Source organism: Chryseobacterium lathyri, assembly GCF_019970085.1.
GTDB classification, from domain to species: domain Bacteria; phylum Bacteroidota; class Bacteroidia; order Flavobacteriales; family Weeksellaceae; genus Chryseobacterium; species Chryseobacterium lathyri.
This window is the reverse complement of record NZ_JAHXYG010000002.1, coordinates 205,183-227,871: the sequence shown is the minus strand read 5'-3', so window position 1 is coordinate 227,871 and position 22,689 is coordinate 205,183. Positions and strand designations below refer to the sequence as shown.

Annotated in this window: 27 protein-coding genes; 18 read left to right on the top strand and 9 right to left on the bottom strand. The window is 38.3% G+C overall.

From position 1 onward, the window contains the following. Nucleotides 1–191: 191 nt before the first annotated feature. Together LC418_RS06425 and LC418_RS06420 are read left to right on the top strand one after the other, a co-directional pair. A complete protein-coding gene (locus LC418_RS06425; protein WP_223558492.1) occupies nt 192–626 on the top strand; it encodes a GNAT family N-acetyltransferase in 435 nt (144 codons plus the stop codon). After that, nucleotides 626–1,093, top strand: coding sequence for a GNAT family N-acetyltransferase (locus tag LC418_RS06420; protein ID WP_223558491.1), 468 nt, complete (start codon nt 626–628; stop codon nt 1,091–1,093). Before LC418_RS06425 ends, LC418_RS06420 begins: the two co-directional genes overlap by 1 nt. Here LC418_RS06420 and LC418_RS06415 read toward each other — a convergent pair. Next, the gene (locus LC418_RS06415; RefSeq protein ID WP_111955750.1) at nt 1,046–1,966 is read right to left on the bottom strand and encodes a LysR family transcriptional regulator; all 921 of its coding nucleotides are present in this window, start codon (nt 1,964–1,966) and stop codon (nt 1,046–1,048) included. The two genes, LC418_RS06420 and LC418_RS06415, sit on opposite strands and share 48 nt — an antisense overlap. Nucleotides 1,967–2,007: 41 nt before the next feature. Next, nucleotides 2,008–2,760, bottom strand: coding sequence for a metallophosphoesterase family protein (locus LC418_RS06410; RefSeq protein ID WP_223558490.1), 753 nt, complete (start codon nt 2,758–2,760; stop codon nt 2,008–2,010). 179 nt (nt 2,761–2,939) lie between these two features. Here LC418_RS06410 and LC418_RS06405 point away from each other — a divergent pair, with 179 nt between their 5' ends. The 6 genes from LC418_RS06405 (at nt 2,940) to LC418_RS06380 (ending at nt 7,592) form a co-directional block, all read left to right on the top strand. Further along, on the top strand, nt 2,940–3,554 hold the full coding sequence (locus tag LC418_RS06405; RefSeq protein ID WP_223558489.1) for an NAD(P)H-dependent oxidoreductase: 615 nt from the start codon (nt 2,940–2,942) through the stop codon (nt 3,552–3,554). Continuing rightward, complete coding sequence (locus tag LC418_RS06400) at nt 3,554–4,438, top strand: NAD-dependent epimerase/dehydratase family protein (protein WP_223558488.1); 885 nt, start codon at nt 3,554–3,556, stop codon at nt 4,436–4,438. The genes LC418_RS06405 and LC418_RS06400 overlap by 1 nt, the downstream gene beginning before the upstream one ends. 1 nt (nt 4,439) lies before the next feature. Next, nucleotides 4,440–4,727, top strand: a complete 288-nt coding sequence (locus LC418_RS06395) for a putative quinol monooxygenase (protein WP_223558487.1) — start codon at nt 4,440–4,442, stop codon at nt 4,725–4,727. A gap of 79 nt (nt 4,728–4,806) precedes the next feature. Then, nucleotides 4,807–5,481, top strand: a complete 675-nt coding sequence (locus tag LC418_RS06390; RefSeq protein WP_223558486.1) for a type 1 glutamine amidotransferase domain-containing protein — start codon at nt 4,807–4,809, stop codon at nt 5,479–5,481. A gap of 79 nt (nt 5,482–5,560) precedes the next feature. Further along, nucleotides 5,561–6,544: an aldo/keto reductase gene (locus LC418_RS06385; protein ID WP_223558485.1), complete on the top strand. Its 984-nt coding sequence runs from the start codon at nt 5,561–5,563 to the stop codon at nt 6,542–6,544. A 76-nt stretch (nt 6,545–6,620) separates the two neighbouring features. Next, nucleotides 6,621–7,592: a cyclase family protein gene (locus LC418_RS06380; RefSeq protein WP_223558484.1), complete on the top strand. Its 972-nt coding sequence runs from the start codon at nt 6,621–6,623 to the stop codon at nt 7,590–7,592. 72 nt (nt 7,593–7,664) lie between these two features. On the opposite strand, the gene LC418_RS06375 is transcribed toward LC418_RS06380, so the two are convergent. From LC418_RS06375 to LC418_RS06365, 3 genes are all read right to left on the bottom strand, one after another. Then, on the bottom strand, nt 7,665–8,108 hold the full coding sequence (locus tag LC418_RS06375) for a carboxymuconolactone decarboxylase family protein (RefSeq protein ID WP_111955738.1): 444 nt from the start codon (nt 8,106–8,108) through the stop codon (nt 7,665–7,667). A gap of 7 nt (nt 8,109–8,115) precedes the next feature. Then, nucleotides 8,116–8,544: a DoxX family membrane protein gene (locus tag LC418_RS06370; RefSeq protein ID WP_223558483.1), complete on the bottom strand. Its 429-nt coding sequence runs from the start codon at nt 8,542–8,544 to the stop codon at nt 8,116–8,118. 63 nt (nt 8,545–8,607) lie between these two features. After that, nucleotides 8,608–9,180, bottom strand: coding sequence for a Crp/Fnr family transcriptional regulator (locus LC418_RS06365; RefSeq protein WP_223558482.1), 573 nt, complete (start codon nt 9,178–9,180; stop codon nt 8,608–8,610). Between the two features lie 67 nt (nt 9,181–9,247). Here LC418_RS06365 and LC418_RS06360 point away from each other — a divergent pair, with 67 nt between their 5' ends. After that, on the top strand, nt 9,248–9,613 hold the full coding sequence (locus LC418_RS06360) for a DUF1304 domain-containing protein (RefSeq protein ID WP_223558481.1): 366 nt from the start codon (nt 9,248–9,250) through the stop codon (nt 9,611–9,613). A gap of 210 nt (nt 9,614–9,823) precedes the next feature. Here the strand turns inward: LC418_RS06360 and LC418_RS06355 are convergent, their stop codons facing one another. Next, complete coding sequence (locus LC418_RS06355) at nt 9,824–10,201, bottom strand: winged helix-turn-helix transcriptional regulator (RefSeq protein WP_223558480.1); 378 nt, start codon at nt 10,199–10,201, stop codon at nt 9,824–9,826. A gap of 92 nt (nt 10,202–10,293) precedes the next feature. Between LC418_RS06355 and LC418_RS06350 the strand changes: the two genes are divergently transcribed. After that, complete coding sequence (locus tag LC418_RS06350) at nt 10,294–11,286, top strand: NADP-dependent oxidoreductase (protein WP_223558479.1); 993 nt, start codon at nt 10,294–10,296, stop codon at nt 11,284–11,286. Beyond that, nucleotides 11,279–11,755, top strand: a complete 477-nt coding sequence (locus tag LC418_RS06345; RefSeq protein ID WP_223558478.1) for a cupin domain-containing protein — start codon at nt 11,279–11,281, stop codon at nt 11,753–11,755. The genes LC418_RS06350 and LC418_RS06345 overlap by 8 nt, the downstream gene beginning before the upstream one ends. Before the next feature lie 73 nt (nt 11,756–11,828). Here LC418_RS06345 and LC418_RS06340 read toward each other — a convergent pair whose 3' ends face one another. Both LC418_RS06340 and LC418_RS06335 read right to left on the bottom strand, forming a co-directional pair. Continuing rightward, nucleotides 11,829–12,290: a thioredoxin family protein gene (locus LC418_RS06340; RefSeq protein ID WP_223558477.1), complete on the bottom strand. Its 462-nt coding sequence runs from the start codon at nt 12,288–12,290 to the stop codon at nt 11,829–11,831. After that, a complete protein-coding gene (locus tag LC418_RS06335; RefSeq protein ID WP_223558476.1) occupies nt 12,287–14,356 on the bottom strand; it encodes a TonB-dependent receptor plug domain-containing protein in 2,070 nt (689 codons plus the stop codon). Before LC418_RS06335 ends, LC418_RS06340 begins: the two co-directional genes overlap by 4 nt. Nucleotides 14,357–14,478: 122 nt before the next feature. On the opposite strand from LC418_RS06335, the gene LC418_RS06330 reads away from it, so the two are divergent. The 7 genes from LC418_RS06330 (at nt 14,479) to LC418_RS06300 (ending at nt 22,114) form a co-directional block, all read left to right on the top strand. Next, nucleotides 14,479–15,666 (top strand): homogentisate 1,2-dioxygenase, encoded by a 1,188-nt coding sequence (locus tag LC418_RS06330; protein ID WP_223558475.1) that lies wholly within the window; start codon nt 14,479–14,481, stop codon nt 15,664–15,666. Between the two features lie 26 nt (nt 15,667–15,692). Then, the gene (locus LC418_RS06325; RefSeq protein ID WP_111955720.1) at nt 15,693–16,967 is read left to right on the top strand and encodes an acetyl-CoA hydrolase/transferase family protein; all 1,275 of its coding nucleotides are present in this window, start codon (nt 15,693–15,695) and stop codon (nt 16,965–16,967) included. 141 nt (nt 16,968–17,108) lie between these two features. Further along, on the top strand, nt 17,109–17,894 hold the full coding sequence (locus LC418_RS06320) for a hypothetical protein (RefSeq protein WP_111955718.1): 786 nt from the start codon (nt 17,109–17,111) through the stop codon (nt 17,892–17,894). 242 nt (nt 17,895–18,136) lie between these two features. Next, on the top strand, nt 18,137–19,267 hold the full coding sequence (gene hppD / locus LC418_RS06315) for a 4-hydroxyphenylpyruvate dioxygenase (protein ID WP_223558474.1): 1,131 nt from the start codon (nt 18,137–18,139) through the stop codon (nt 19,265–19,267). A gap of 71 nt (nt 19,268–19,338) precedes the next feature. Beyond that, a complete protein-coding gene (locus tag LC418_RS06310; protein WP_111955714.1) occupies nt 19,339–19,797 on the top strand; it encodes a hypothetical protein in 459 nt (152 codons plus the stop codon). Between the two features lie 73 nt (nt 19,798–19,870). After that, the gene (gene fahA, locus LC418_RS06305; RefSeq protein ID WP_223558473.1) at nt 19,871–21,118 is read left to right on the top strand and encodes a fumarylacetoacetase; all 1,248 of its coding nucleotides are present in this window, start codon (nt 19,871–19,873) and stop codon (nt 21,116–21,118) included. 171 nt (nt 21,119–21,289) lie between these two features. Continuing rightward, entirely contained in the window at nt 21,290–22,114 is an 825-nt protein-coding gene (locus tag LC418_RS06300) for a flavin reductase family protein (protein ID WP_223558472.1), read from the top strand. A gap of 64 nt (nt 22,115–22,178) precedes the next feature. On the opposite strand, the gene LC418_RS06295 is transcribed toward LC418_RS06300, so the two are convergent. Beyond that, complete coding sequence (locus tag LC418_RS06295; RefSeq protein WP_223558471.1) at nt 22,179–22,679, bottom strand: hypothetical protein; 501 nt, start codon at nt 22,677–22,679, stop codon at nt 22,179–22,181. Between the last annotated feature and the right edge of the window lie 10 nt (nt 22,680–22,689).

Genomic DNA, 22,689 nt, shown 5'->3' with positions numbered 1-22,689 from the left:
ATTTTTGATATTAATGTAAAGCCTAACAAATTTGCAATAAAAAATTGGAATCCTGCTTACCATTTTTACTGTTTTTAAACTAATTAGAGGCTGTTGATAATATTTCTCCATTTCACAACTCTTTCTAACTTCTAACTTCTAACTTCTAACTTCTAACCTAATTTCCCTATTTTTGCAGGAAATTCATAACAATGTCCCATCAAATCAGGCTGGCTACAGCTGAAGATTATCCAAGAATTATGGAAATCTGGGAATCTGCTGTAAAAGCAACCCATGATTTCCTTACTGACGAAGATTTTAATTATTTTAAAGAAGCTATTCCAAGAGACTACCTCCCGCATCTTGATGTTTATCTGATTTCGGAAGATGGTGAAGCAAAAGGTTTTGCCTCTGTAGTTGAGGATAATCTGGAAATGCTTTTTATTCATGATGATGTACGGGGAAAAGGATATGGCAAAAAACTTTACGAATTTATGAAGGAGACTACAGGCCTGACCAAAGTGGATGTCAACGAACAGAATCCTAAAGCTATTGGATTTTATGAAAAAATGGGTTTCAAAAGAATTGGAAGATCGGAGAAGGATGGCTCAGGAAAAGATTATCCACTTATTCATATGAGTCTGTAATGAAAAATCTCGTTTTTAATAAGTTAGAACCGGGAACGAATATTCCGTATGAATTACTGTTACTTGCTGATGAAACTATTGAAGCCATTAACCAGTATATTTTTGATTGTATCGTTTATGTTTTAAATGACGGCTTTCAGAATATTGCTGTAATGGCGCTGCATCCAAACAGCAGTACAGAATTGGAAATCAAAAACATAGCAGTTATTGAAAGCTACCGAAGCCAGGGAATTGGCAGTATTCTTATTAATAAAGCGAAAGAAATAGCCAAAGAAAATAGCTATGCAATTTTAACTGTAGGGACTTCAGATACAGGTTTCCAACAGATTAAATTTTACGAAAAGAACGGCTTTATAAAAAAGGGAATACGTAAAGATTTCTTTACAGACCATTACCCATTCCCTATTTATGAAAACGGATTACAGATGCGCGACATGGTTGTTCTTGCCCATGACCTTTCTGAATAGCCCTTTGATATGATCGATTTCAGACTGGTAATTTGTTTTTTTTCTGCAGCCGAAATAGAGCGTATTTTCCAGTTTTTTCTCACCTTCCCAGATCATTTTGACATCCCCGTTCTCTATTTCATTTTTACACAGAAAATTGGGGATAACAGCCAGCCCGGTCCCACCTTTCAGACAGCGGATAATGGAATTTAAATTCGGGACTATATAATTGGGGCGGAAATTCGGTTTATGGCCGAAATTCATGATCCAGAACTGGAAAAGATGCTCCATATCACCTGTCGTTCCGTACCATTTTTCCTGTTTCAGCCATTCTTCGGCGTGTTCTATTCCTTTGGTATCGAGTGTTTTCCGGAAGCTTTCCGTATCTATGTCTTTTCCGCCTACAAGAATGATCTGCTCGGAAGAAAATGCCTCATGTTCGATATTAGGTGAAACTCCTTTTTTGGGTGTAATAATCAGATCCAGAATCCCTTTATCCAGCTGATCCAGCATTTCGGGATATTCTCCAAAGCTGATGATCAGATTGAAAGGTAAAGTAGAAACATACTGCTCCAGTGTAGTCTGGAAGGTCTCAAAACACATTCCCACACTGATGGTAGGAGTCAGTTTTTCAGTGGATTTCTGAAAGTTTTTCTCTACATCTTCCAGCCTGGAAATCGGTTCAGAAACAGCATTGAATAATACTTTTCCTCTTTCGGTAGGGATCATTTTCCTTCCGGTTCTGTCGAATAATTTATATCCTACATACGCTTCCAATGAGCTTAAATGGAGACTCACGCCAGGTTGTGAAATGAACAGGGAATCTGCTGCTCCTGTGAGGGTTCCGGTTTTGTATATCGCTTTAAAAGTGCGGTACCATTCTAAATTGACCATAACTTTAATTATAAATATTCTGATACAAAATTACAAAATAATTATAATACTGATGTTTTTTCATTCTTCAGAAAGGAAGCATAATAATCGGGAATCCCGCTTTCTTCGATAGCAAGGGCAGTTTCTTCAATAGGATAAGGAATTTGAATAATCTCCGGCAGCATACAATCTTCTTCCATCGTCAGAATCAGGTAGGATGCCAGACGGTTTTCTTCTTTGGAACGGCCTACAGATCCACAGTTAACAGCCCATCCTTTAGTTTCAAAATATTTTTTAAATGATAAATGGGTATGTCCCATTACAACTATATCAGACTGGGATTCTTCCAGCATATCTATAAAAACCTTATTATTCTCAGATTCATACAGGTAAGTATCATTATTCAAGAGACCTGAATGTACCAATTGAATATTCCAGTGCCGCTTTCCTACTTTATAGTTTAATTGTATGTGAAAAGGTAATTCTGATAAAAACGTTTTATTCTTGTCTGTAATATGCTTTTTGGAATGACCAATAGCTATAAATCTGGCTTCTGTTTCTTCCGGTGAATGTTTAGGTAAAGGGACAACAGGGATATCAAAAGCAATTCTTTCGTCATGATTTCCCATAAGGCAGGGAATGTTCAGATATCTGATCTTTTCAATCACTTCATTTCCCCAGGGGGCAAAATCAACCAGATCACCCAGGCAGAATTTCTGCGTAATTCCTCTTTTCTCCATATCCCCGAGCACAGCATCCAATGAGGGAAGGTTTCCATGTACATCACTAAAAATGGCAATCCGTATCATATTCATTCTATTTCATAACAAAATTACAGGAGAAGTCTGACAACAGGATCAACCGGCTATATGATATTTAACCATGAATGAGACATCCAACTATCATTATTCTAATAGTTACTTATAATTTATACTATTTTTATTATACAACACCTGAATGTAACTTTGCATCATAAAATTTAAACAATCATAAAATGAAAAAAGTATTGATCATTAACGCAGGACAAAATTTCGGACATTCCGGAGGAAAATATAATGACACGATTGCCGAAAATACACTTGCAGTACTTAAGAAATTTGAAAATATAGAAGTAAAAACCACCCAAATTGCAAATGGTTTCGATAAGGATGAAGAAGTAAAGAAATTTGTCTGGGCAGATTTTATCATCTACCACACTCCGATCTGGTGGTTCCAGCTTCCCAACGGATTCAAGAAATATATTGATGAAGTTTTCACAGCCGGCCATACCAAAGGAATTTACATGAGCGACGGAAGAAAAGCTGAAAACCCGGAAATCAACTATGGGACCGGAGGAATGCTGGGCGGAAGAAAATATATGGTAACCACCAGCTGGAATGCGCCTGAAACTGCCTTTACACTTCCCGGAGAATTCTTCAATGAGACCAGTGTAGATAATGGACCACTATTTGGATTCCATAAAATGAATGCTTTTGTTTCTTTGGAAAAAATGGGAAGCTTTCACTTCCACGACGTAGAGAAAAATGCCAATATAGAACGTGATATGAAACTTTACAGAGACCACATTGAGCAGGTTTTTGAAAAAGAACTTAAACCACAATTAGCCTAATGAAAAAGATATTAATAACTGGAATCACCGGTTATATCGGGGGTTCCGTAGCCAGAAAGCTGGCAGAACGAAACTACAGTTTTACAGGGCTTGTCCGCAATGCAGAGGCAGCAGAAAAATTAAAGCAGGCAGGAATTGAATCCATTATAGGCAATATACATGACGAAGCTGTTTTGAATGCTGCCATTTCCAATGCTGATGCCATTATCCATACTGCAGATTCTGCGGATGATGCCTATGCAGCAGACAGTTTCATCAATGCGCTGGAAGGAACCGGTAAAACCTTTATTTTTACTTCAGGTTCAGCTATTTTCGGAGGAAAAGAGAACGGAGAAAAAAATGATTTTGTTTACACAGAAGATATTCCCCTGAATCCCAGGCTTGAAATGGCATCAAGAGTGCTGATTAATCAGTACATACTTCAATCTGCCAAGAAAAATATAAGAAGCATCGTCATTGTACCTACCATGGTTTATGGCGAGGGACTGGGTTTAAAAAAAGACAGCATTCAGCTTCCGGCTCTGATCAATTTTTCTAAAGGCAAAGGATTTGGAGCTTACTTTGGGAAAGGCGAAAATATCTGGTCGAACCTTCATATCGAGGACCTTGCAGATCTGTATGTACTTGCATTGGAAAAGGCAAAAGCAGGTTCTCTTTATTATGCAGAAAACGGTTCTTCCACGATCAGAAATCTGGCAGAAAATATAAGCAGACAATACAATTTACAACCGGCACAGTCTGTCAGCATACAGGAGGCAGTCAATACATTTGGCCCTGCGGGAGGGTATTTTGGATTTGCTTCAAACAGTTTGTGTAATTCGGATAAGGCCAAAGCAGAACTGGGCTGGAATCCCCAATATCAATCCATCGAAAATTTTATTTAATATGAAAATTTATCTTACGGCAGTTATCAAAGCCAAACAAGAATATCAGGCGGAAGTACTGGAAACCCTTCAGAATATGGTTCAGGAAACAAGAAAAGAAGAAGCCTGTGAACTTTACAGCCTTCACCAGGGAATTGAAGATAAAAACCAGTTTATTTTCTATGAGATCTGGAAAAGCGAAGAAGGGCTGGCACAGCATAACCAGCAGCCTTATATTCAGGCTTTTGGAGCTATTATTGACGAGAAACTACAGGAACAACCGCAAATTTATACCACCCATATCCTTTAATATGAAAAAATTAGCATTTTTATTTTTAGCCTTACTTACTGTGGGGTTTATACAGGCACAACACCAAAAATCTAAACTTATGAAAAAGAAAATTTTGTTTGTCGTAACAAGTCATGACAAAAAAGGAAGCACCGGCGAAGACACCGGATATTATCTTGGCGAAGTTTCCCATCCATGGGAAGTGCTTCACAAAGCAGGATATGAAATTGATTTTGTAAGCCCAAAAGGCGGAACTCCTCCGGTAGACGGATTTGATTTAAAAGATCCCGTAAACAAAGAATTCTGGGAAAATACAGAATACAAAAACAAAATCGATCATTCTTTACAGCCTTCTCAGGTAAATCCAGACAATTACAGCGCAATTTTCTACGCAGGAGGTCATGGCGCCATGTGGGATTTCGCAGATAATACAGAATTGGCAGGTATTGCTTCAAAAATTTATGAGAATGGCGGCATTGTATCGGCAGTATGCCACGGTCCGGCCGGTCTTGTGAACATTAAATTGAACAATGGAAAATACCTTGTAGACGGCAAAAAAATCAATGCCTTTACCAATGAAGAAGAGGCTGAAGTGAAGCTTACCAATGTAGTTCCTTTCCTTCTGGAGGAAAAACTGAAAGAAAGAGGGGCAAAATTTGAAAAATCAGGGCTTTGGCAGAACCATGTAGTAACGGACCAGAGAGTGATTACCGGACAAAATCCACAGTCTGCAAAAAGCGTAGGTGAAGCTATTTTAAAAGAACTTAGTAAATAATCAATTCATTAACCACAAAAGAATAAAGCTTTTGCCTTTTGTGGTTAAATTTTTAAATAAACTTATCCAAAAACAAAAAATGGAATACAGAAAATTAGGAAATACAGAACTGGAACTGTCTGCTATTACTCACGGAGCATTTGCCATCGGGGGAAATATGTGGGGCGGAAATGAAAAACAGGATTCCATCAATTCAATTCATGCCTCTCTGGATCACGGCGTAACTTCTATTGACACGGCACCCTTCTATGGATTCGGACTCAGCGAAGAGATGATCGGAGAAGCTATTAAAGGAAAAGACCGTACAAAAATCCAGCTGCTGACCAAATTCGGGCTGGTATGGGACGGGAGCAACAACGGAAAAGGAGAATTTTTCTTTGATGCTGAGGATGAAGGAAAAACCTTCCCGGTATATAAATATGCTTCAAAAGCCAATGTAATAAAAGAAGTAGAAGAAAGTTTAAAAAGACTGGGAACAGATTATATCGACCTTTTACAGCTTCACTGGCCGGACAGCACCACCCCGATCTGCGAAACAATGGAAGCTATGGAACTTCTTATCCAACAGGGGAAAATTCTTGCAGCAGGAGTCAGCAATTATACCGTTTCACAAATGCAGGAAGCTAACAGAACCCTTCATCTGGCGAGCAATCAGGTTTCTTACAGCATGCTGAACAGAGCTATTGAAGGCGATCTGGTCCCTTATTCTTTAGAAAATAATTCAGGAATTATTGTTTACAGCCCGATGGAAAGAGGTCTTTTGACCGGAAAATATTTCAAAGAAAATAAATTGAAGGATAACGACCATAGAAACGGCTATTTTTCACAGTTTGATTTAAATAAAGTGAAAACTTTCCTGGAAAAAATAGAACCTATTGCTAAGGAAAAAAACGCCTCCCTTTCACAGCTGGTATTACGCTGGACTACCATGCAGCCGGCAATTACCGTTGTATTGGCAGGAGCCAGAAATGCCCAGCAGGCTATCGAAAATGCCCAGGCCATGTCCATTGAGCTCTCTCAGGACGAATTGAATTTCATCAATACAGCATTGAGCGAAATTTAATCTGATACAGCAAGTGAACTCTTTCAGATGAAACAGTTTGCTGCTTTTCTTTCTTTCACCCCATACCTGATAAAAAATGAAAAAGAATCTGATCAAAATGTTCGGATTGGTTACTCTATTGACCATTACCAGCATCGCTTTAAAAGCGCAAAAACAAAGCATCAATCCTGACGATACATCATGGTACCCTTCTGTTTATGGGGCACATGACGAAATAGGAGCTGCCAATCTGCTGACCCCGGAAGTTGTAAAACAAGCCGTAGGATTAGTAAAACAGGGTAAAACACTTCCTTTGGCTGTAGCTATTGATAAAAATCTTCCGGCTTTCAGACACAGAAGTTTTAATTTATACAATATCCAGCCTGGTGAACAGGGCGGAAAGAGCCTTGGACCGAATAAATTCACGTTCAATGATGAGCTTGTGAATGGATGGACCGGAGTGGGAACTCAGCTGAACGGCATCGGCCACATCGGAATTGATAATACATATTACAACGGAAATAAAGCCATTGATTTTGTAACTGTAGAAGGAGTAAAGAAGCTTGGTATTGAAAAAGTGCCTCCTTTTGTTACCCGGGGTGTGGTTTTAGATATGACCGCTCACTATGGAAAAGCAGTAGTTCCTGGTGGTACGGAATTTACAACATCAGATATTAAAGCCGTTTTAAAGAAACAGAGAATTACCCTCAGAAAAGGTGATATTGTCCTGTTCAATACCGGATGGCTGGAACTGATCGGAAAGGATAACCAGAAGTTTTTAGAAACCGAACCGGGAATTGGTATGGAAGCTGCACAATGGCTTGCTGAGCAGGGAATTGTTGCTTTCGGAGGAGATACCTGGGCATCAGAGGTCTATCCCAATCCAAAATCCAAGGAAGAATTTCCCATCAATCAGTTTATGCTGGCCAAAAAGGGAATTTACAATCTTGAACTGATTGACAGCCGTCCATTGGTAAAAGACAGGATCTGGGAGTTTCTGTTTGTTCTGGGACAGCCATTGTATGTGGGATCCACACAGGTGAATATCAATCCTGTTGCAGTCTATTAGAATCCTGATCCATAAAAATAAAATAGCCTTTCAGTTTTGAAAGGCTATTTTGATCATAAGTTTTGCCAAAAATTATTTTGGAACTTCCAGATGTGTACTTACCGCTATTCTGTTCCATGCATTAATGGTCACAATAGCCATGATGATCTGTGCAATGGCTGCCTCATCAAAGTACTGTTTTGCCTTCTGAAATGTTTCTTCTGTAAGGCCTTTATCGCTGATCAGGGTAATTTCCTCCGTCATCGCCAAAAGAACCTGTTCTTCTTCTGTGAAAAAATCTTTCGCTTCTCTCCAGCCGTTAAGGATGAAAATTCTTTGAGTTGTTTCACCATATTTAAGGGCATCTTTTGTGTGCATATCAAGGCAGAAAGCACATTTGTTGATCTGTGAAGCCCTGATCTTAATTAACTCCTTTTGGATGTGGTTGAGTGAAATGGTCTGAAGGTATCCTTCCAGTCCAAGCATAGCTTTGTAAGCCGCTGAATCTACGTTGGCAATATTTAATCTTGCGCTCATACTATTATTATTTATGGGTTAAACGATCTATACTAAAAAAATATTTTGGCTGAACCGCCAGTAAAAATGCTCCGGCACTTCCTACCCAGACAGAGTAGTCAAGCGGTGCCTTAACTCCCAGTGCGATGGTCATGGACAGTGCAAATACCAGCAGTAAGAAACCCGCCCCATAGGCTGCAATCCTGATTTTCCAACCCACGAGAAGCATTAAAGGGAAAATAATTTCAAAAAAAGTAGCAGCATAAGCCGAAACAATACTTAAAGATTCAGGAAGGAAAAAAGTGAGTTTTCTTGTATATGCCTCAAAATTTGCCCAGTTTCCCCAGGCAGAATTGACGCCCCAGAAACCGAACCTGTCCGCCACGGCAGAAAGCATGGTTACAGCAAGAGCTATTCTTAAAAATAACTGTGGAAACTTCATATTTTTGTCTGTCATGATACTGGCTTTTAATAACATGACAAATCTCCGACTTATAATCGGTAAAAATCTTAAACTGGTTTAAGAACGTAATTTTGCTCTGATTTCGCTCAGGTATTCCGGAGTAAGGTTTAAAAAAGAAGCTATTAAATACTGTGGAATTCTCTGGATAAACCAAGGGTAAAGCGTACTGAAATGTACATATAATTCTTCTCTGGACATCTCATACAAATAACGGATCCGTCTTTCCGAAGCTGCATAAGCTCTTTGATAGATCATTCTGAAGTAGCGTTCCATAACGGGATGTTTTTTCAGCAGAAGCTCCTGCTGCTGCTTGTCTATCATAAGAATGGCAGAACGCTCCACCGCCTGGATACAAAAATCTGATTTGATCTGTCTTTCATAGGCGAAAGTATCCGTGATCCACCAGTTTTCTATGGCAAATTCAGTGGTTTGCTCCGCCCCTTTTTCATTGATAAAAAATTTCCTCAGGCAGCCTACAGACACAAAATACATCGATTTACAGATCTCCCCATTAAGCATCAGGTCCTGCTTTTTCTTCACTTCCACTTCCTTAAAAAAAGAAAATATGGAAGCAAACTCTTCATCCGTAACCTTTATAAATTTGTTTAAATGTGCTTTGAAACTGTCCATCTTTGCAATTAAGTGACCAAACTTAACTTTATTTTTTTAGTTTTACAATGTCAAAAACATTAAAATCATGGAACTTGTTGCTAAAATTCTGATCGCCATCGTTGCGCTGGAACATATTTATATCCTGTGGATGGAGATGTTCGCCTGGGAAACCAAAGGGAAAGAAGTATTCAAAGCTGCATTACCGGCAGAAATGTTTAAGCCTACGAAAGGATTGGCTGCCAATCAGGGTCTGTATAACGGTTTTCTTGCCGCAGGATTAATCTGGTCATTTTTAATAGATGATCCGAAGTGGCAGGATAATATAGCATTATTCTTTTTGGGATGTGTAGCTGTAGCCGGAATTTATGGAGCTATTTCTGCAACAAAGAAGATATTTTTTGTGCAGGCTTTACCCGCGATACTCGCTATTATTGCTGTGCTTTTGGAATAGTCTTAAAATTGTCATTGCGAGGAGCAACGCGACGAAGCAATCTCAGAAACAAATACTATTTTGAGATTGTTTTTACTTTAAGGTATAGTGATAAATAAACTTTTTTGTTTAATATTTTTTATCTCGCAGATTGAGCAGATTTCTTTATTTGCCGAATATTTCTGTAGTGGGATCATCTTTCAATTTTTAAATACTTAATCTTTAAATCAACTAACTCATCGATTCTTTGATCTTTTCCCTGTGAATAATCCCCCAATTCACGAGTGTTTCGGTGACCGGTAAAACTGATTTTCCGTATTCCGTAATCGCATACACTACTGTAATGGGTTTTGTGTCCTGGATTGTTCTTGTAATGAGAAGATTGATTTCCAGCTCTTTCAATTCTTTACTGAGCATTTTGGCAGAAATTCCATCAATTCCCCGCTGCAGTTTTTTAAAATGGATCTGCTGGTCTGTCCTGTTCGTCAGATAGCGTAAAATCATCAGCTTCCATTTTCCACCCAAAACATCCAGGCTGTCGCGCATTGCAAACAGTTCTTCTGTGCAGCTTGCTTCTCTTTCTATGCCGTTTTCAATAATTTTTGCCATAATAGTTTCATTAAGGTAACTAATTACCAATAGTTAACTGGTAGCAAATATAAACTATTCTCACTTTACATTTGTGTATCAAATTTACTGATATGAAAGTTATTGCATTAAATAAAAATTTCCAGCTTGAAAATGCTGTGTTCGAAAAACCAATTCCAAAAGATCACGAAATTTTAATTCAGATCAAAGCGAGCGGTTTTAACCCGATTGACTACCAGATGATTGAGAATGAACTTGAACGAAGGCTGGTCAGTTCACCTATTTTAGGCCGTGAGCTGTCCGGTATTGTTGTGGAGAAAGGAGCTGCCGCCCATCAGTTCAATATCGGAGATGAAGTATTCTGTGGAAGCGGATCCATGGGAAGCAACGGTTCTTATGCCGAATATATTGCCGTTCCGGAAGCCATCGTCGCACTGAAGCCTAAAAGCATTTCTTTTGAGCAGGCCGCTGCCATTCCTTCGGCAGGACTTACCGCACTGCAGACCTTCAAACGTTTGAAATTAAATACTGATGATACAATTTTAGTAACCGGAGCAACGGGCGGAGTCGGTGCTTTTGTTATTAAATATTTAACGGCAAATGATTTCCGCAAGATTGTGGCAACTGTTGGAAGTGAGGAAAACAGACAAATTTTATTGAAAATTGGTTTACAAAATCATCAAATCATCAATTATAAAGAAGAAAATCTTGTTGCTAATCTTTTAAAAGCCAACAACAATAAGCCTTTCGATTTTGGAATCGATCTCGTGGGAAATTATATGTCCGAGGTCACAGCAGATGTCTTAAAAATTAATGGAACCTATGCCGATGTTACCGCCCTTATCACAAAAGATGCCCATGAAACCCTTTTTAACAAAGGAACTGTCATTATGAATATTTCCAATTATTCCTATACCATGAGCAAGGATTATCAATATTACAAAGGAAATCTGGAGGAAATCTCTAAGCTTATTGAGACCGGAATTATCAGCCCGCCTCAATACAAAACAATCGGTAATCTTTCTCTGGAAACAGTTTTGAAAGCCCATTCCATTCTTAAAAATAACCAAACCCAAGGTCACAAACTCATCATGAAACATGAATAAAATACCCAGACGCGTTGTCACCGGAATCAAAAACGGGAAATCAGTTATTATAGAAGACCAGCAGGCAGAAAACGTAGTGGAACATCTTCCGGGGCTTATCATTTCAGATATTTGGAACACGCAGAAAATGCCAGCAGTATTGGATCTTGAAACAAAAATTTCTAATACAGGATTTCCACAAACTCCAAAAAACGGGACTTATTTCCGTTATGTTGTCATTCCTCCCGATAAAGATCTCGGAGTGGAATTTAAAGCCGGAGAACCTCATCCCATGATGCATCAGACGCAGACTTTAGATTATATCATCATCCTTTCCGGTGAACTTTACCTGATCATGGAAGAGGGTGAGACTTTGCTTAAACCGGGAGACATTGTCATACAGAGAGGAACCAATCACGCATGGAGCAACCGGTCGGATGAGCCGTGTATTCAGCTCGCGGTACTTATTGATGCTGATAATCCAATTTAAAGATTTTCTGTATTACATATTTTACAAAAAGCAAAATCTGCTTAATCTGCACAATCTGCGAGAGAAAAAATACCTACAAAGCAGAAATTTCCAGAAGTTTCTGCTTCATATTTTCTGGTATCCAAAGACCTTCATGATAATATACTAACTTCTGATCCTTATCCAGAACAATCCACAAGGGATAAACAGGCTGTTCCTTATTTTTAGACAAAGCAAGAGCCAATTCATGAATTCCGGAATTTCCATTCGGCAGATACCCAAATTCTTTTCCCTGAAACCGTATTTTTTCTTTCGTTTTTTCAGCTTCAAAATTGACCAGATAAAAATTTTCATTGATTAAGTCCACGGTTTCCCTGTCTTCATTCAACGCATGCTTTTCCATTTTACAGACCGAGCACCAGTCTGTATATAGATGGATAATAGTGGGTTTCGGATCTTTTTTCATCGATGTTTCAAGATCAGAAAAAGTGCCTGTCTTCATCTGAGACAGATAAAAACAGGGCACTAACATTAAAAATAGAATAAAATTTTTCATTTTAAAGTATATTTTATCCCGAGGAAACCTCTGATCTTCTGCATGGGTGCATATCCATAAGCAGTATCAAAAGTATAATGGTTCGGGTTATTTACCGGATCATTTACATATTTATCAAACGGGTCAAAGGGTCTCATCAAAGGATCCTTCGGTGTAAAATTGAACAGGTTCTTCACCCCGCAATACACTTCGAATCCGGATCTGAAGCTTTTTGACACCTGAATATTGGCTAAAGAATAAAAAGGTGAATATTCAGGACGGTAGTCATTAGGCAATACCGGAAGTCTCATAGGTCCATAGAACTGTCCTGTGAAATCAACACTAAGATCATTCGGAAACTTATAGGAAAGGTTATAAGTTCCGCTCCATTTCGGTGCGTGTAATTGCTGCGATTTTTTATTGTCTCCGTCAAATTTCTGATAAACATCCAGATAGGTCACTCCCAAGCCGACACTTAAAGGAAAACTGAAGCTGAAATCTACATTCAGTGAGGCTCCCCTCGAAATTCCGTATCCATTAAGATTATCATAAATAATTTTATCCGGATCGGTATCAAAATCTCCTACAATCTTATTGCTGAAATAGGTATAAAATGCAGAAGCATCCAATTGCAGCATGCGGGTTCCCACCGGAATTTTCCAGATATAGTTCAGGTTTCCGTTGACTGATCTTTCGGGTTTCAGATCTGATTTGATCAATACTTCACGGGAGCCGGTAAGTGCGGCATGATCCTCTGTAAAGAGATTGACTACCCTAAAACCAGTTCCAAAATTGAATCTTAGTGTATGATAGGGATTCGGGGAAAATTTCCATGCCAACCTTGGTGAATGTACTTCATGATGAATTTTGTCATAATCAAAACGGTAGCCAACCAGCAAAGTATGTTTATCATTAATTTCCCACTGGTCCTGTATAAAAGCTCCCCAGATCGGCGATTTCATCGGTGCATTGGTGATTCCGTCTCCGGATAATGTCCCGGGTGTGTTATCATCATAAAATGTTCTTTTAAAAGTAATTCCTCCTGTCAGATCGTGCTGTCCGACTTTTTTACTCCAATAGGTCTGTGCAAAAGCCACTTTTTGAAGAGCATCATAGGGATTACTCCCGTAAAAAGAGTTCTGGTCGTGATAATTATAAGAAAACTGGGTAACGATATATTCTTTTAAAGGCCATTGATACAGTCCAAACACTTCCGCCCTGTTGGTATAAATACTTTCTCCATACACATCTCCGCTTCCGCGGTAAGATCTGTCCCACTGCATTTCCCCGCCAAAACGGTCTTCATATAAATATCTCAACGCAAAACTTGCCTGACGGTTTTCTCTTCTTTTAAAATTCCATTTATTGAAAACAGAAATCCGGCTCTGCAATGCCGCATCCGTGAAATTGTCTTTGTTCTGGTCTATCTTCTCTTTAAAGCTGAAATAATTGAAACTCAGTAAAGATGCAGCATTCTTTCCAATATTAAATTTCGTTGAAACATCAAGATTATTTTCACTCCAGGTGCTCGTCATCAGGTCTACACTTAATTTTGGAGCGGTCAGTGCGTTTTTGGTGATAATGTTGATTACCCCACCCATTGCTTCAGAACCGTAAATAGAAGAAGCAGGACCTTTTACCACTTCAATTCTATCTACAAGGCTGTTGGGAATTCCACTCAACCCATATACTGTGGAAAGTGAGCTTACAATGGGCATTCCATCGATCAGGATCATCGTATAAGGTCCTTCGAGCCCGTTGATATGGATATCACCCGTATTACATACTGAACAATTGAGCTGTGGTTTTACCCCATTGACCATCGCAATGGCTTCAAAAATACTTGGAGTTGGATTTTTCTGGAAAAACTTCTGGCTGTAAACCTCTACGGCTACAGGACTTTTTGATCTGCTGAAAGGTTTTATAGTTCCGGTAATGACAACATCTTCAATAGTACTCGTTCTGATTTTTGCTTTTGGAATTGTTGCTGAATCCGTTTTTATAGTTTCCTGTATATTCAGGCTGTCTGTTTCCTGGGAAAAACAAAAAGAAGATAAAAGAGTAACAGAAAATAGTATTCGCTTCATGAAATTAAAATTGTTAGACAAATCTAACAATTATTTTTGAATTACAAAACACCATGACAAATGTTGTTGGAATGAATTCACGAAAAATGATTAAATTTGAGAAACTAGATATAAAAAGTAAAATGAGATATCATCAAGCGGGTAATATCCCACCAAAAAGACATACGATTTTCAAATCACCGGAAGATAAATTTTACTATGAACAGCTTTTCGGAACGGAAGGCTTTCACGGAATTTCCTCATTGCTCTATCATACGCACCGACCTACACAGATCAAATCAATTGGACCTGCAAAAGATGTAACCCCAAAGATCGCGGTGGAAAAAAATGTTGCTCCGAGAATGTTTAAGGGGATGAATGTAACGCCTGAGGACGATTTTATGGACAGCAGAAAGATCCTTCTGATGAACAATGACCTGAAAATGGGATTGTCAAAACCCAGAAAATCTATGGATTATTTCTACAAAAATGCTGAATGTGACGAGCTTTTATACGTTCACAACGGAACCGGGGTTCTGAAAACTTTTGTAGGAGACCTAGAATTTGTTACCGGAGACTATCTTATTATTCCGAGAGGAACCATTTATCAAGTGGAACTGAAATCAGAAGACACCGTATTTTTTGTGCTTGAAAGTCACTCTCCTATTTACACTCCGAAACGATACAGAAATGAATTCGGGCAGCTATTGGAACATTCTCCGTTCTGCGAAAGAGACATGATTCCTCCGGTTTTTAAAGAGCCTAAGGATGAGAAAGGAGAATTTTTAATCAAAGTAAAAAAAGAAAACCAGATCACAGATTTCATCTACGCAACACATCCGTTTGATGTTGTAGGATGGGACGGATACTTTTATCCTTATAAATTCAATATTAAGAACTTTGAGCCAATCACTGGAAGAATTCACCAACCGCCACCGGTACACCAGAATTTTGAAGGCCATAATTTCGTTGTATGCTCGTTCTGTGCCAGAATGTACGACTATCATCCATTAGCTATTCCCGCTCCTTATAACCATTCGAATATTGATTCTGACGAGGTTCTGTTCTACACAGAAGGGGATTTTATGAGCCGTAACCACATCGACCTGATGGACTTTACGCTACACCCCGGAGGAATCGTACACGGGCCTCACCCGGGAGCCATGGAAAGAAGTATCGGTAAAAAATTCACAGAAGAATATGCCGTAATGGTAGACCCTTTCCGTCCACTGAAAATTACAGAAGAAGCTTTGAAAGTAGAAGACCCTTCCTATAAAACTTCATGGCTGGAAGAATCAGATAAAACTATGGAAGACCGTTCCCAGGAATAAAAAATTCACCCATAAAAAATTTCATTATGTACAATTATATTAGTGCAGAAGAAGCGATATATACTATAAAAAGCGGAAACCGCGTATTTTTCCATGGAAGTGCCTGTACTCCAAATTATCTTATTGATGAACTGGCGAGACAATCTCAGCGTCTGCAAAATGTAGAGATGGTTTCCATCACCCAGCAGGGAAACGTTGAAATTGCAAAACCGGAATACAAGGACAGTTTTTTTGTTAATTCTCTATTCGTATCAACACCCGTTCGGGATGCAGTGAATTCGGACAGAGGGGATTTTGTTCCGGTATTCTTAAGTGAGATTCCTATTCTATTCAGAAAAAACATACTTCCGCTGGATGTGGCTTTGGTAACCGTTTCTCCACCGGACAAACACGGTTTCTGTACTTTGGGAACTTCAGTAGATGTAGCAAGAGCAGCCGTTGATACCGCCAAAATTATTGTGGCCATCGTCAATCCTTTAATGCCAAGAACACACGGAGACGGAATGATTCACATCAGCAGGATCCATAAGCTGGTGTGGCACGAAGAAGAACTCCCAACTGTGGATTACGGCTCAAAAGTAGGCCCTGAGGAAATGCTTGTGGGAAAAAATGTAGCAGAACTTATCGAAGACAGATCGACATTACAGATGGGTATCGGAACTATTCCAGATGCTGTTCTGAAATGTTTAACCAATCATAAAGATCTGGGGGTTCATACAGAAATGCTGAGTGACGGTGTTATAGACCTGATCCAGAACGATGTCATCAATAACAAATATAAAGGTTATAATGATAATAAAACCATCACAAGTTTCTGTTTTGGTACCAGAAAGCTTTACGATTATGTGGATGACAATACTGTTTTCGCATTCAAAGATGTAAGCGACGTGAACTTCCCGATCAATATCATGAGGAATAAAAAAATGGTAGCCATCAATTCTGCCATTGAAATTGACCTCACCGGACAGGTATGTGCAGACTCCATCGGGACATTGCAGTACAGCGGAATCGGAGGCCAGATGGACTTTATGAGAGGTGCAGCACTAAGTGAGGACGGAAAGCCGATTATTGCCATCACTTCAAGAACAAAAAAAGGAGTCTCCAGGATTGTTCCTTTTCTTAAACAGGGAGCCGGTGTTGTGACAACAAGAGGGCATATACATTATGTAGTGACAGAATACGGCACAGCTTATTTGTATGGTAAAAATCTCCGCCAAAGGGCCCAGGAGCTTATCAGCATCGCACACCCTGATGATAGAGAAATGCTGGAACGAGCTGCTTATGAACGGTTTAAACACTAAGAAGATCGCAGCTTTATTTTGTCTGGCTATTTTTTCATAAATTATAATCAGTATATTAATAACTAAAAACGAAAACTGGTCTTAGAAATACTTTAACATTTTGGCAATGTTTTTGATAAACTCATTCAAAACCAAAGGAAATTGAAAACTATATATAATTCGATAAGAGAAGAAGTTGGAAAGCATGAAAAAGTAAGAAATTCTGTTTTGGGGAATGTGAATGAATGGAAAAGGAGCCATTATATTATTCTTTCTGAAATTATAAAAGATGAATTATCTGAAGCTGAAGAACTAAAAGGGGGGAAAAAATTTGAAATAGGAAATACAATATCACATGTCACCCTGCAGCGTTTTTTTGAAAACGATTATCAGGACAAAACGCATAATGACCTCAGATTCCTGAAAACACTGGATAAAATCTGTATTTTTCTGGGCTATAAAGACCTTAACGACTATATACAGTCCATGAAGCTAAAACGTCCGGAAAAAGAACCTGTAGAAGGCGACCTTGAATTTCTTACCCAAATGGTATATGATTATTGTGCTACAGCATTTGAATTTTACAAAAAATTCCCCGAGCATAAAACCGAAGTTTTTAAAGATCTGGTATTTGACGGCTCTCCGTTTTTAGAAAGAGCTTCCGGGTTTAGCAAAGAATTATGCGAAAGAGACTTTCATCTGGTGACTAAAAACAACCGTTCCAACTACGAGGTTTTTGATATTCACCTGGTTACTGACGAACCTGACAAAAAAATACTGGAAACCCAGGAATTCTGGAATCTTCTGTTCAAAGTAGGTGAAACCGGAGAGGAACATTTTGTCAATCAGCTTAATACCCAGATTTATTTTATCCGTAAAATAAATAATACATGGAAAATATGGGATAATTATAATCCCGATGCTGGCAGATTAAATAGAAAAGCCTAAATAAAAAAATAGAGAAAGCCGTAGAAATTTCTACGGCTTTCTTTTTTCGAAAATATTTTTTTTTCACTTATTGGTGTATCAAAGATAGATATCCAGTTTTATTATAAAGAAACTTAAATATACTTAAATGAACTCTTCTTTAACATTATGTTAAGTATATTTAAGGAATCCACTTCAATGCTTTCACTATTTCTAAGATTTTTGTAATTTGCATTCATAAAAATAAAAGTAAAAATAGAAATATGTCAACACTTACATTTGCCGAAAAAATTGCTCAAGCTGAGAATTTTTTACCTATCAACGGTACAGATTACATTGAGTTTTATGTAGGAAATGCTAAACAGGCTGCCCATTATTACAAAACCGCTTTCGGTTTTCAGTCTGTAGCATATGCTGGTCCTGAAACAGGAGTAAGAGACCGCGCTTCTTATGTTCTTCAGCAGGGGAAAATAAGATTGGTATTAACAACAGGGCTTAAATCCGACTCACCTGTCAGCGAGCACGTAAAAAAACATGGTGATGGAGTGAAAGTTTTGGCACTTTGGGTAGATGACGCTTACAAAGCTTTTGAAGAAACTACTGAAAGAGGCGGAAAACCATATCTGGAGCCTGTAACTTTAACAGATGAGAACGGTGAGGTAAGAATGTCCGGAATTTATACGTACGGAGAAACAATCCATATGTTTATTGAAAGAAAAAACTACAAAGGCGCTTTCATGCCCGGATATGAAAAATGGGAAAGCGATTACAAGCCTGAAGAAACAGGTTTATTATACGTAGACCATTGTGTAGGAAACGTAGATTGGAACAGGATGATCCCTACCGTAGAATGGTACGAAAAAGTAATGGGATTTGTAAACATCCTTTCTTTTGATGACAAGCAGATCAATACAGAATATTCTGCATTAATGTCTAAAGTAATGTCCAATGGAAACGGATTTGCAAAATTCCCGATCAATGAGCCGGCAGAAGGTAAGAAGAAATCTCAGGTAGAAGAATATCTTGATTTCTATGAAGGTGAAGGGGTACAGCACATCGCTGTGGCTACAAAAGATATTATCCACACAGTAACCGAATTAAAAAAACGCGGGGTAGAGTTCCTTTCCGCTCCACCAGAGGCTTACTACGATATGGTTCCTGAAAGAGTTGGCCATATTGATGAAGATCTTAAAAAATTACAAGACTTAGGCATCCTTATTGATCATGATGAAGAAGGATACTTACTTCAGATCTTTACGAAGCCTGTAGAAGACCGTCCTACTCTATTCTTCGAAATCATTGAAAGACATGGTGCACAGAGTTTTGGTGCCGGAAATTTCAAAGCGTTATTTGAAGCATTAGAAAGAGAACAAGAAAGAAGAGGAAATCTTTAATTTAAATATAGAATACTAAGTTTTGTCAGGATGAAGGAGTCTTGACAAAACTTTTTTTTAAAAAACACATTATGAGAAAATTTTTTATCGGGATTTTATTTTTCGGAACATTAGGGCTAAATGCTCAGTATGGAACTCTTAATGAAATTCTTAATCGCCTGGAAGAAAGAAAGGGCATCAATCAGCATCTTGAAAATGTAAATATTGACAACAAGAAGTTTATCTTCATTAAAGATGCAGAGGATCATACAGAAAGAGATTTTATTGTTATTAAAGGAAAAGATGCTACCTATGTAGAAGTTTTTGATGATAAAGCTACCGGCGAAAGCAGCTCAAATGTTTTTACAGGAGATATCATCAGGAAAAAAAACATTCTTTCTCTGAGAGCAGATAAACTTGAAAATAAAAAAGTTCCAATGCCTGTAACCAAAACTTTGCTGCTGACTAAGCAGGATAATATCCTGTATCTTATTGATGTCAATACCAAAGACAGGTGGATAGATGAGGCTTCTTATTCCAAAAAGAAATAATTCCCACAGAATCATGATTGCGGATCTTTATGGATTCGCTATCTTACCATTTTTAATTTAATTCCAAAAAATTATGAAATCATTTGTAGAATATTCTTCAGATTCAGACTTTTCTATACATAATATTCCTTTCGGAGTAGCAGTTTTTAACAAAGAATATATCGGATGTTGCACAAGGATCGGAGATCAGGTCATCGATCTTGCCACTCTTTATGATCTTGGATATTTTGAAAATATTGAAGGACTGGACGATAATGTTTTTGAAGCCTACACCATCAACGAATTTATTGAACTGGGGAAACCTGTAACGAATGTAGTGCGCACAAGAATTCAGGAGCTCCTACAGGAAGGTTCTATCCTTTCAAAGGATGAAAAAACTATTGCAGATGCTTTCTACGACCTTGATAAAGTAAAAATGATGATGCCTGTGCACATTCCGAATTATACGGATTTTTACAGCAGCATTGAACATGCAACGAACGTTGGAAAAATGTTCCGTGACCCGGCCAATGCGCTGCTTCCGAACTGGAAACACCTTCCGGTAGGTTATCACGGAAGAGCTTCATCCATCGTTGTTTCAGGAACAGAAATCAACCGTCCGAAAGGTCAAACAAAACCTGCAGACGCTGAAAAACCGGTTTTCGGACCAAGCAAGCAGCTTGACTTTGAACTGGAAATGGCCTTCATTCTTAACAGAAACTCAGAAATGGGTGAAAGCATTTCTACAAAGGATGCTGAGGAAGCAATCTTTGGAATGGTGGTATTCAACGATTGGTCTGCGAGAGATATCCAGGCATGGGAGTATGTTCCACTGGGACCTTTCCTTGGTAAAAACTTCGGCTCATCTATCTCTCCGTGGGTAGTTACCCTTGAAGCTTTAGAACCTTTCAGAACAGCTTCTCCAAAGCAGGACCCTGAAGTTTTAGACTATTTAAAGTTTGAAGGTGATAAAAATTACGATATCAATCTTGAAGTGTATTTACAGCCTGAAAACGGTGAAGAAAACCTGATTTCAGAAAGTAATTATAAATTCATGTACTGGAATATGGCTCAGCAATTAGCCCATCATACGATAAACGGATGTAACGTGGAAGTTGGAGATTTATACGCTAGCGGAACCATTTCAGGAAGCGATCCGAAATCTTTCGGATCTATGCTGGAACTGACCTGGAGAGGACAAAATCCTTTACAGCTAAGCAATAGCCAGGAAAGAAAATTCATTGAAGATAATGATACAGTTACCATGAAAGCCTGGGCTGAAAAAGATGGAGTGAGAGTAGGTTTTGGTGAGGTTTCTGGTAAAATTATTCCTTCAATTTAATTCAATTTTAAATAAATAATCCGGATGTTTCGACTTCGCTCAGCATGACATCATTAAAAATTAATTGCTAATAAAAACGGCTAGTATTAAAAATGTCATGCTGAGCGAAGTCGAAGCATCTTTTTACATAATTTGAACACTTAAGTTTAATTGAGTGTTAAAAAACAGAATATGAAAACAGTAATACCCTCCGAATTATCCCCCGTACAGCTCCAAACCATCATGCAGACCGCCGTATCACCGCGTCCGATCGCATTAGCTTCTACAGTAGATAAAAACGGAAATATTAATTTATCACCATTCAGCTTTTTTAATATGTTCAGTACGGTTCCACCTGTGCTGATCTTTTCACCTTCCAGGCGAGTACGAGACAATACCACTAAACATACCCTGGAAAATATTTTGGAGGTTCCGGAAGTAGTGATCGGAACGGTGAATTTTCCTATTGTGCAGCAGATTTCTTTGGCTTCTACAGAATATGAAACCGGAGTCAATGAATTCATTAAATCCGGTCTGACCATGAAAGAGGCAGACCTTGTACAGCCCAAGCTTATTGAAGAATGTCCTGTTAACTTTGAATGTAAAGTTTTAGAAGTAAAGTCTCTGGGAGATCAGGGCGGTGCAGGAAATCTTGTGATCTGTGAGGTGCAGAAAATCCACATCAGGGAAGAATATCTGAACGAGGCTGGAAATTTGGATCAGCAAAAGCTGGATATGGTAGCCCGTTTAGGAGGCAACTGGTATTCCAGAAGCAATGAGAACAGTCTTTTTGAAGTTCCGAAACCATTGGTTACAAAAGGAATCGGGTTTGACCTTCTGCCGGATTCTATCAAATACAGTAAGGTATTTACAGGAAATGACCTGGGAATGCTTGCCAATGTAGAAATTCTTCCTCCCGGAGATTTTCATGCAGATGAGAACGTTCATCTGGATGCTCAAAAACTTCTTCTTGAGAGTAAAATTGAAGAAGCCTGGGCGCTTTTAATAATACAATAATTCCAAAAAATAAAAACCAGCTTTCATCAAGCTGGTTTTTTTCTTTCTATGGATCTGGAGCTGCTTACATAGACTTGAGTACATCAGTAATCTTAATTTTTTCTTTCTCAGTAAAATCTGTTATTTTTCCATTTTTGTCAATAGCTACATTTAGATTATCGTTCTTGGAATCATAGAAGATGGATGTTGAATACCCAGGGCAGTCATGCTGCTTACAACCTGCTACCTTATAGATTCCGTTTTCGGATACAATTTGGGATTCTACATTGAAGTTTTTAAAAATTTCATCATATTGCGTTCCAGTAATTTTCTTAACCCTGTCTGTAAAATCTTCATTTTCAAACAGTTTTATATCATTAGGGTACTTTCCTATATTGTTCGTAATGATATTACGGGTGGAAGATGATGCGGAAGAAATAGCTGAGTCTGCATTTATTATTACAGAATCTTTAGTTATTGCTGCTAAAGAATCCTTACTGGAAGATGTATCAATTTTTGTCTCTTTTTTACAGGAAACTACTGTCAATAACGAAAACGCACAGGCGCTTAAGATCAGTTTGTTCATAGTATATATC

What these genes read in the sequence shown, in the direction of transcription:
- LC418_RS06425 (WP_223558492.1), top strand. Translation starts at nt 192, where the DNA reads ATGTCCCATCAAATCAGGCTGGCTACAGCTGAAGATTATCCAAGAATT.
- LC418_RS06420 (WP_223558491.1), top strand. Translation starts at nt 626, where the DNA reads ATGAAAAATCTCGTTTTTAATAAGTTAGAACCGGGAACGAATATTCCG.
- LC418_RS06415 (WP_111955750.1), bottom strand. Translation starts at nt 1,966, where the DNA reads ATGGTCAATTTAGAATGGTACCGCACTTTTAAAGCGATATACAAAACC.
- LC418_RS06410 (WP_223558490.1), bottom strand. Translation starts at nt 2,760, where the DNA reads ATGAATATGATACGGATTGCCATTTTTAGTGATGTACATGGAAACCTT.
- LC418_RS06405 (WP_223558489.1), top strand. Translation starts at nt 2,940, where the DNA reads ATGAAAAAAGTATTGATCATTAACGCAGGACAAAATTTCGGACATTCC.
- LC418_RS06400 (WP_223558488.1), top strand. Translation starts at nt 3,554, where the DNA reads ATGAAAAAGATATTAATAACTGGAATCACCGGTTATATCGGGGGTTCC.
- LC418_RS06395 (WP_223558487.1), top strand. Translation starts at nt 4,440, where the DNA reads ATGAAAATTTATCTTACGGCAGTTATCAAAGCCAAACAAGAATATCAG.
- LC418_RS06390 (WP_223558486.1), top strand. Translation starts at nt 4,807, where the DNA reads ATGAAAAAGAAAATTTTGTTTGTCGTAACAAGTCATGACAAAAAAGGA.
- LC418_RS06385 (WP_223558485.1), top strand. Translation starts at nt 5,561, where the DNA reads ATGGAATACAGAAAATTAGGAAATACAGAACTGGAACTGTCTGCTATT.
- LC418_RS06380 (WP_223558484.1), top strand. Translation starts at nt 6,621, where the DNA reads ATGAAAAAGAATCTGATCAAAATGTTCGGATTGGTTACTCTATTGACC.
- LC418_RS06375 (WP_111955738.1), bottom strand. Translation starts at nt 8,108, where the DNA reads ATGAGCGCAAGATTAAATATTGCCAACGTAGATTCAGCGGCTTACAAA.
- LC418_RS06370 (WP_223558483.1), bottom strand. Translation starts at nt 8,544, where the DNA reads ATGACAGACAAAAATATGAAGTTTCCACAGTTATTTTTAAGAATAGCT.
- LC418_RS06365 (WP_223558482.1), bottom strand. Translation starts at nt 9,180, where the DNA reads ATGGACAGTTTCAAAGCACATTTAAACAAATTTATAAAGGTTACGGAT.
- LC418_RS06360 (WP_223558481.1), top strand. Translation starts at nt 9,248, where the DNA reads ATGGAACTTGTTGCTAAAATTCTGATCGCCATCGTTGCGCTGGAACAT.
- LC418_RS06355 (WP_223558480.1), bottom strand. Translation starts at nt 10,201, where the DNA reads ATGGCAAAAATTATTGAAAACGGCATAGAAAGAGAAGCAAGCTGCACA.
- LC418_RS06350 (WP_223558479.1), top strand. Translation starts at nt 10,294, where the DNA reads ATGAAAGTTATTGCATTAAATAAAAATTTCCAGCTTGAAAATGCTGTG.
- LC418_RS06345 (WP_223558478.1), top strand. Translation starts at nt 11,279, where the DNA reads ATGAATAAAATACCCAGACGCGTTGTCACCGGAATCAAAAACGGGAAA.
- LC418_RS06340 (WP_223558477.1), bottom strand. Translation starts at nt 12,290, where the DNA reads ATGAAAAATTTTATTCTATTTTTAATGTTAGTGCCCTGTTTTTATCTG.
- LC418_RS06335 (WP_223558476.1), bottom strand. Translation starts at nt 14,356, where the DNA reads ATGAAGCGAATACTATTTTCTGTTACTCTTTTATCTTCTTTTTGTTTT.
- LC418_RS06330 (WP_223558475.1), top strand. Translation starts at nt 14,479, where the DNA reads ATGAGATATCATCAAGCGGGTAATATCCCACCAAAAAGACATACGATT.
- LC418_RS06325 (WP_111955720.1), top strand. Translation starts at nt 15,693, where the DNA reads ATGTACAATTATATTAGTGCAGAAGAAGCGATATATACTATAAAAAGC.
- hppD (WP_223558474.1), top strand. Translation starts at nt 18,137, where the DNA reads ATGTCAACACTTACATTTGCCGAAAAAATTGCTCAAGCTGAGAATTTT.
- LC418_RS06310 (WP_111955714.1), top strand. Translation starts at nt 19,339, where the DNA reads ATGAGAAAATTTTTTATCGGGATTTTATTTTTCGGAACATTAGGGCTA.
- fahA (WP_223558473.1), top strand. Translation starts at nt 19,871, where the DNA reads ATGAAATCATTTGTAGAATATTCTTCAGATTCAGACTTTTCTATACAT.
- LC418_RS06300 (WP_223558472.1), top strand. Translation starts at nt 21,290, where the DNA reads ATGAAAACAGTAATACCCTCCGAATTATCCCCCGTACAGCTCCAAACC.
- LC418_RS06295 (WP_223558471.1), bottom strand. Translation starts at nt 22,679, where the DNA reads ATGAACAAACTGATCTTAAGCGCCTGTGCGTTTTCGTTATTGACAGTA.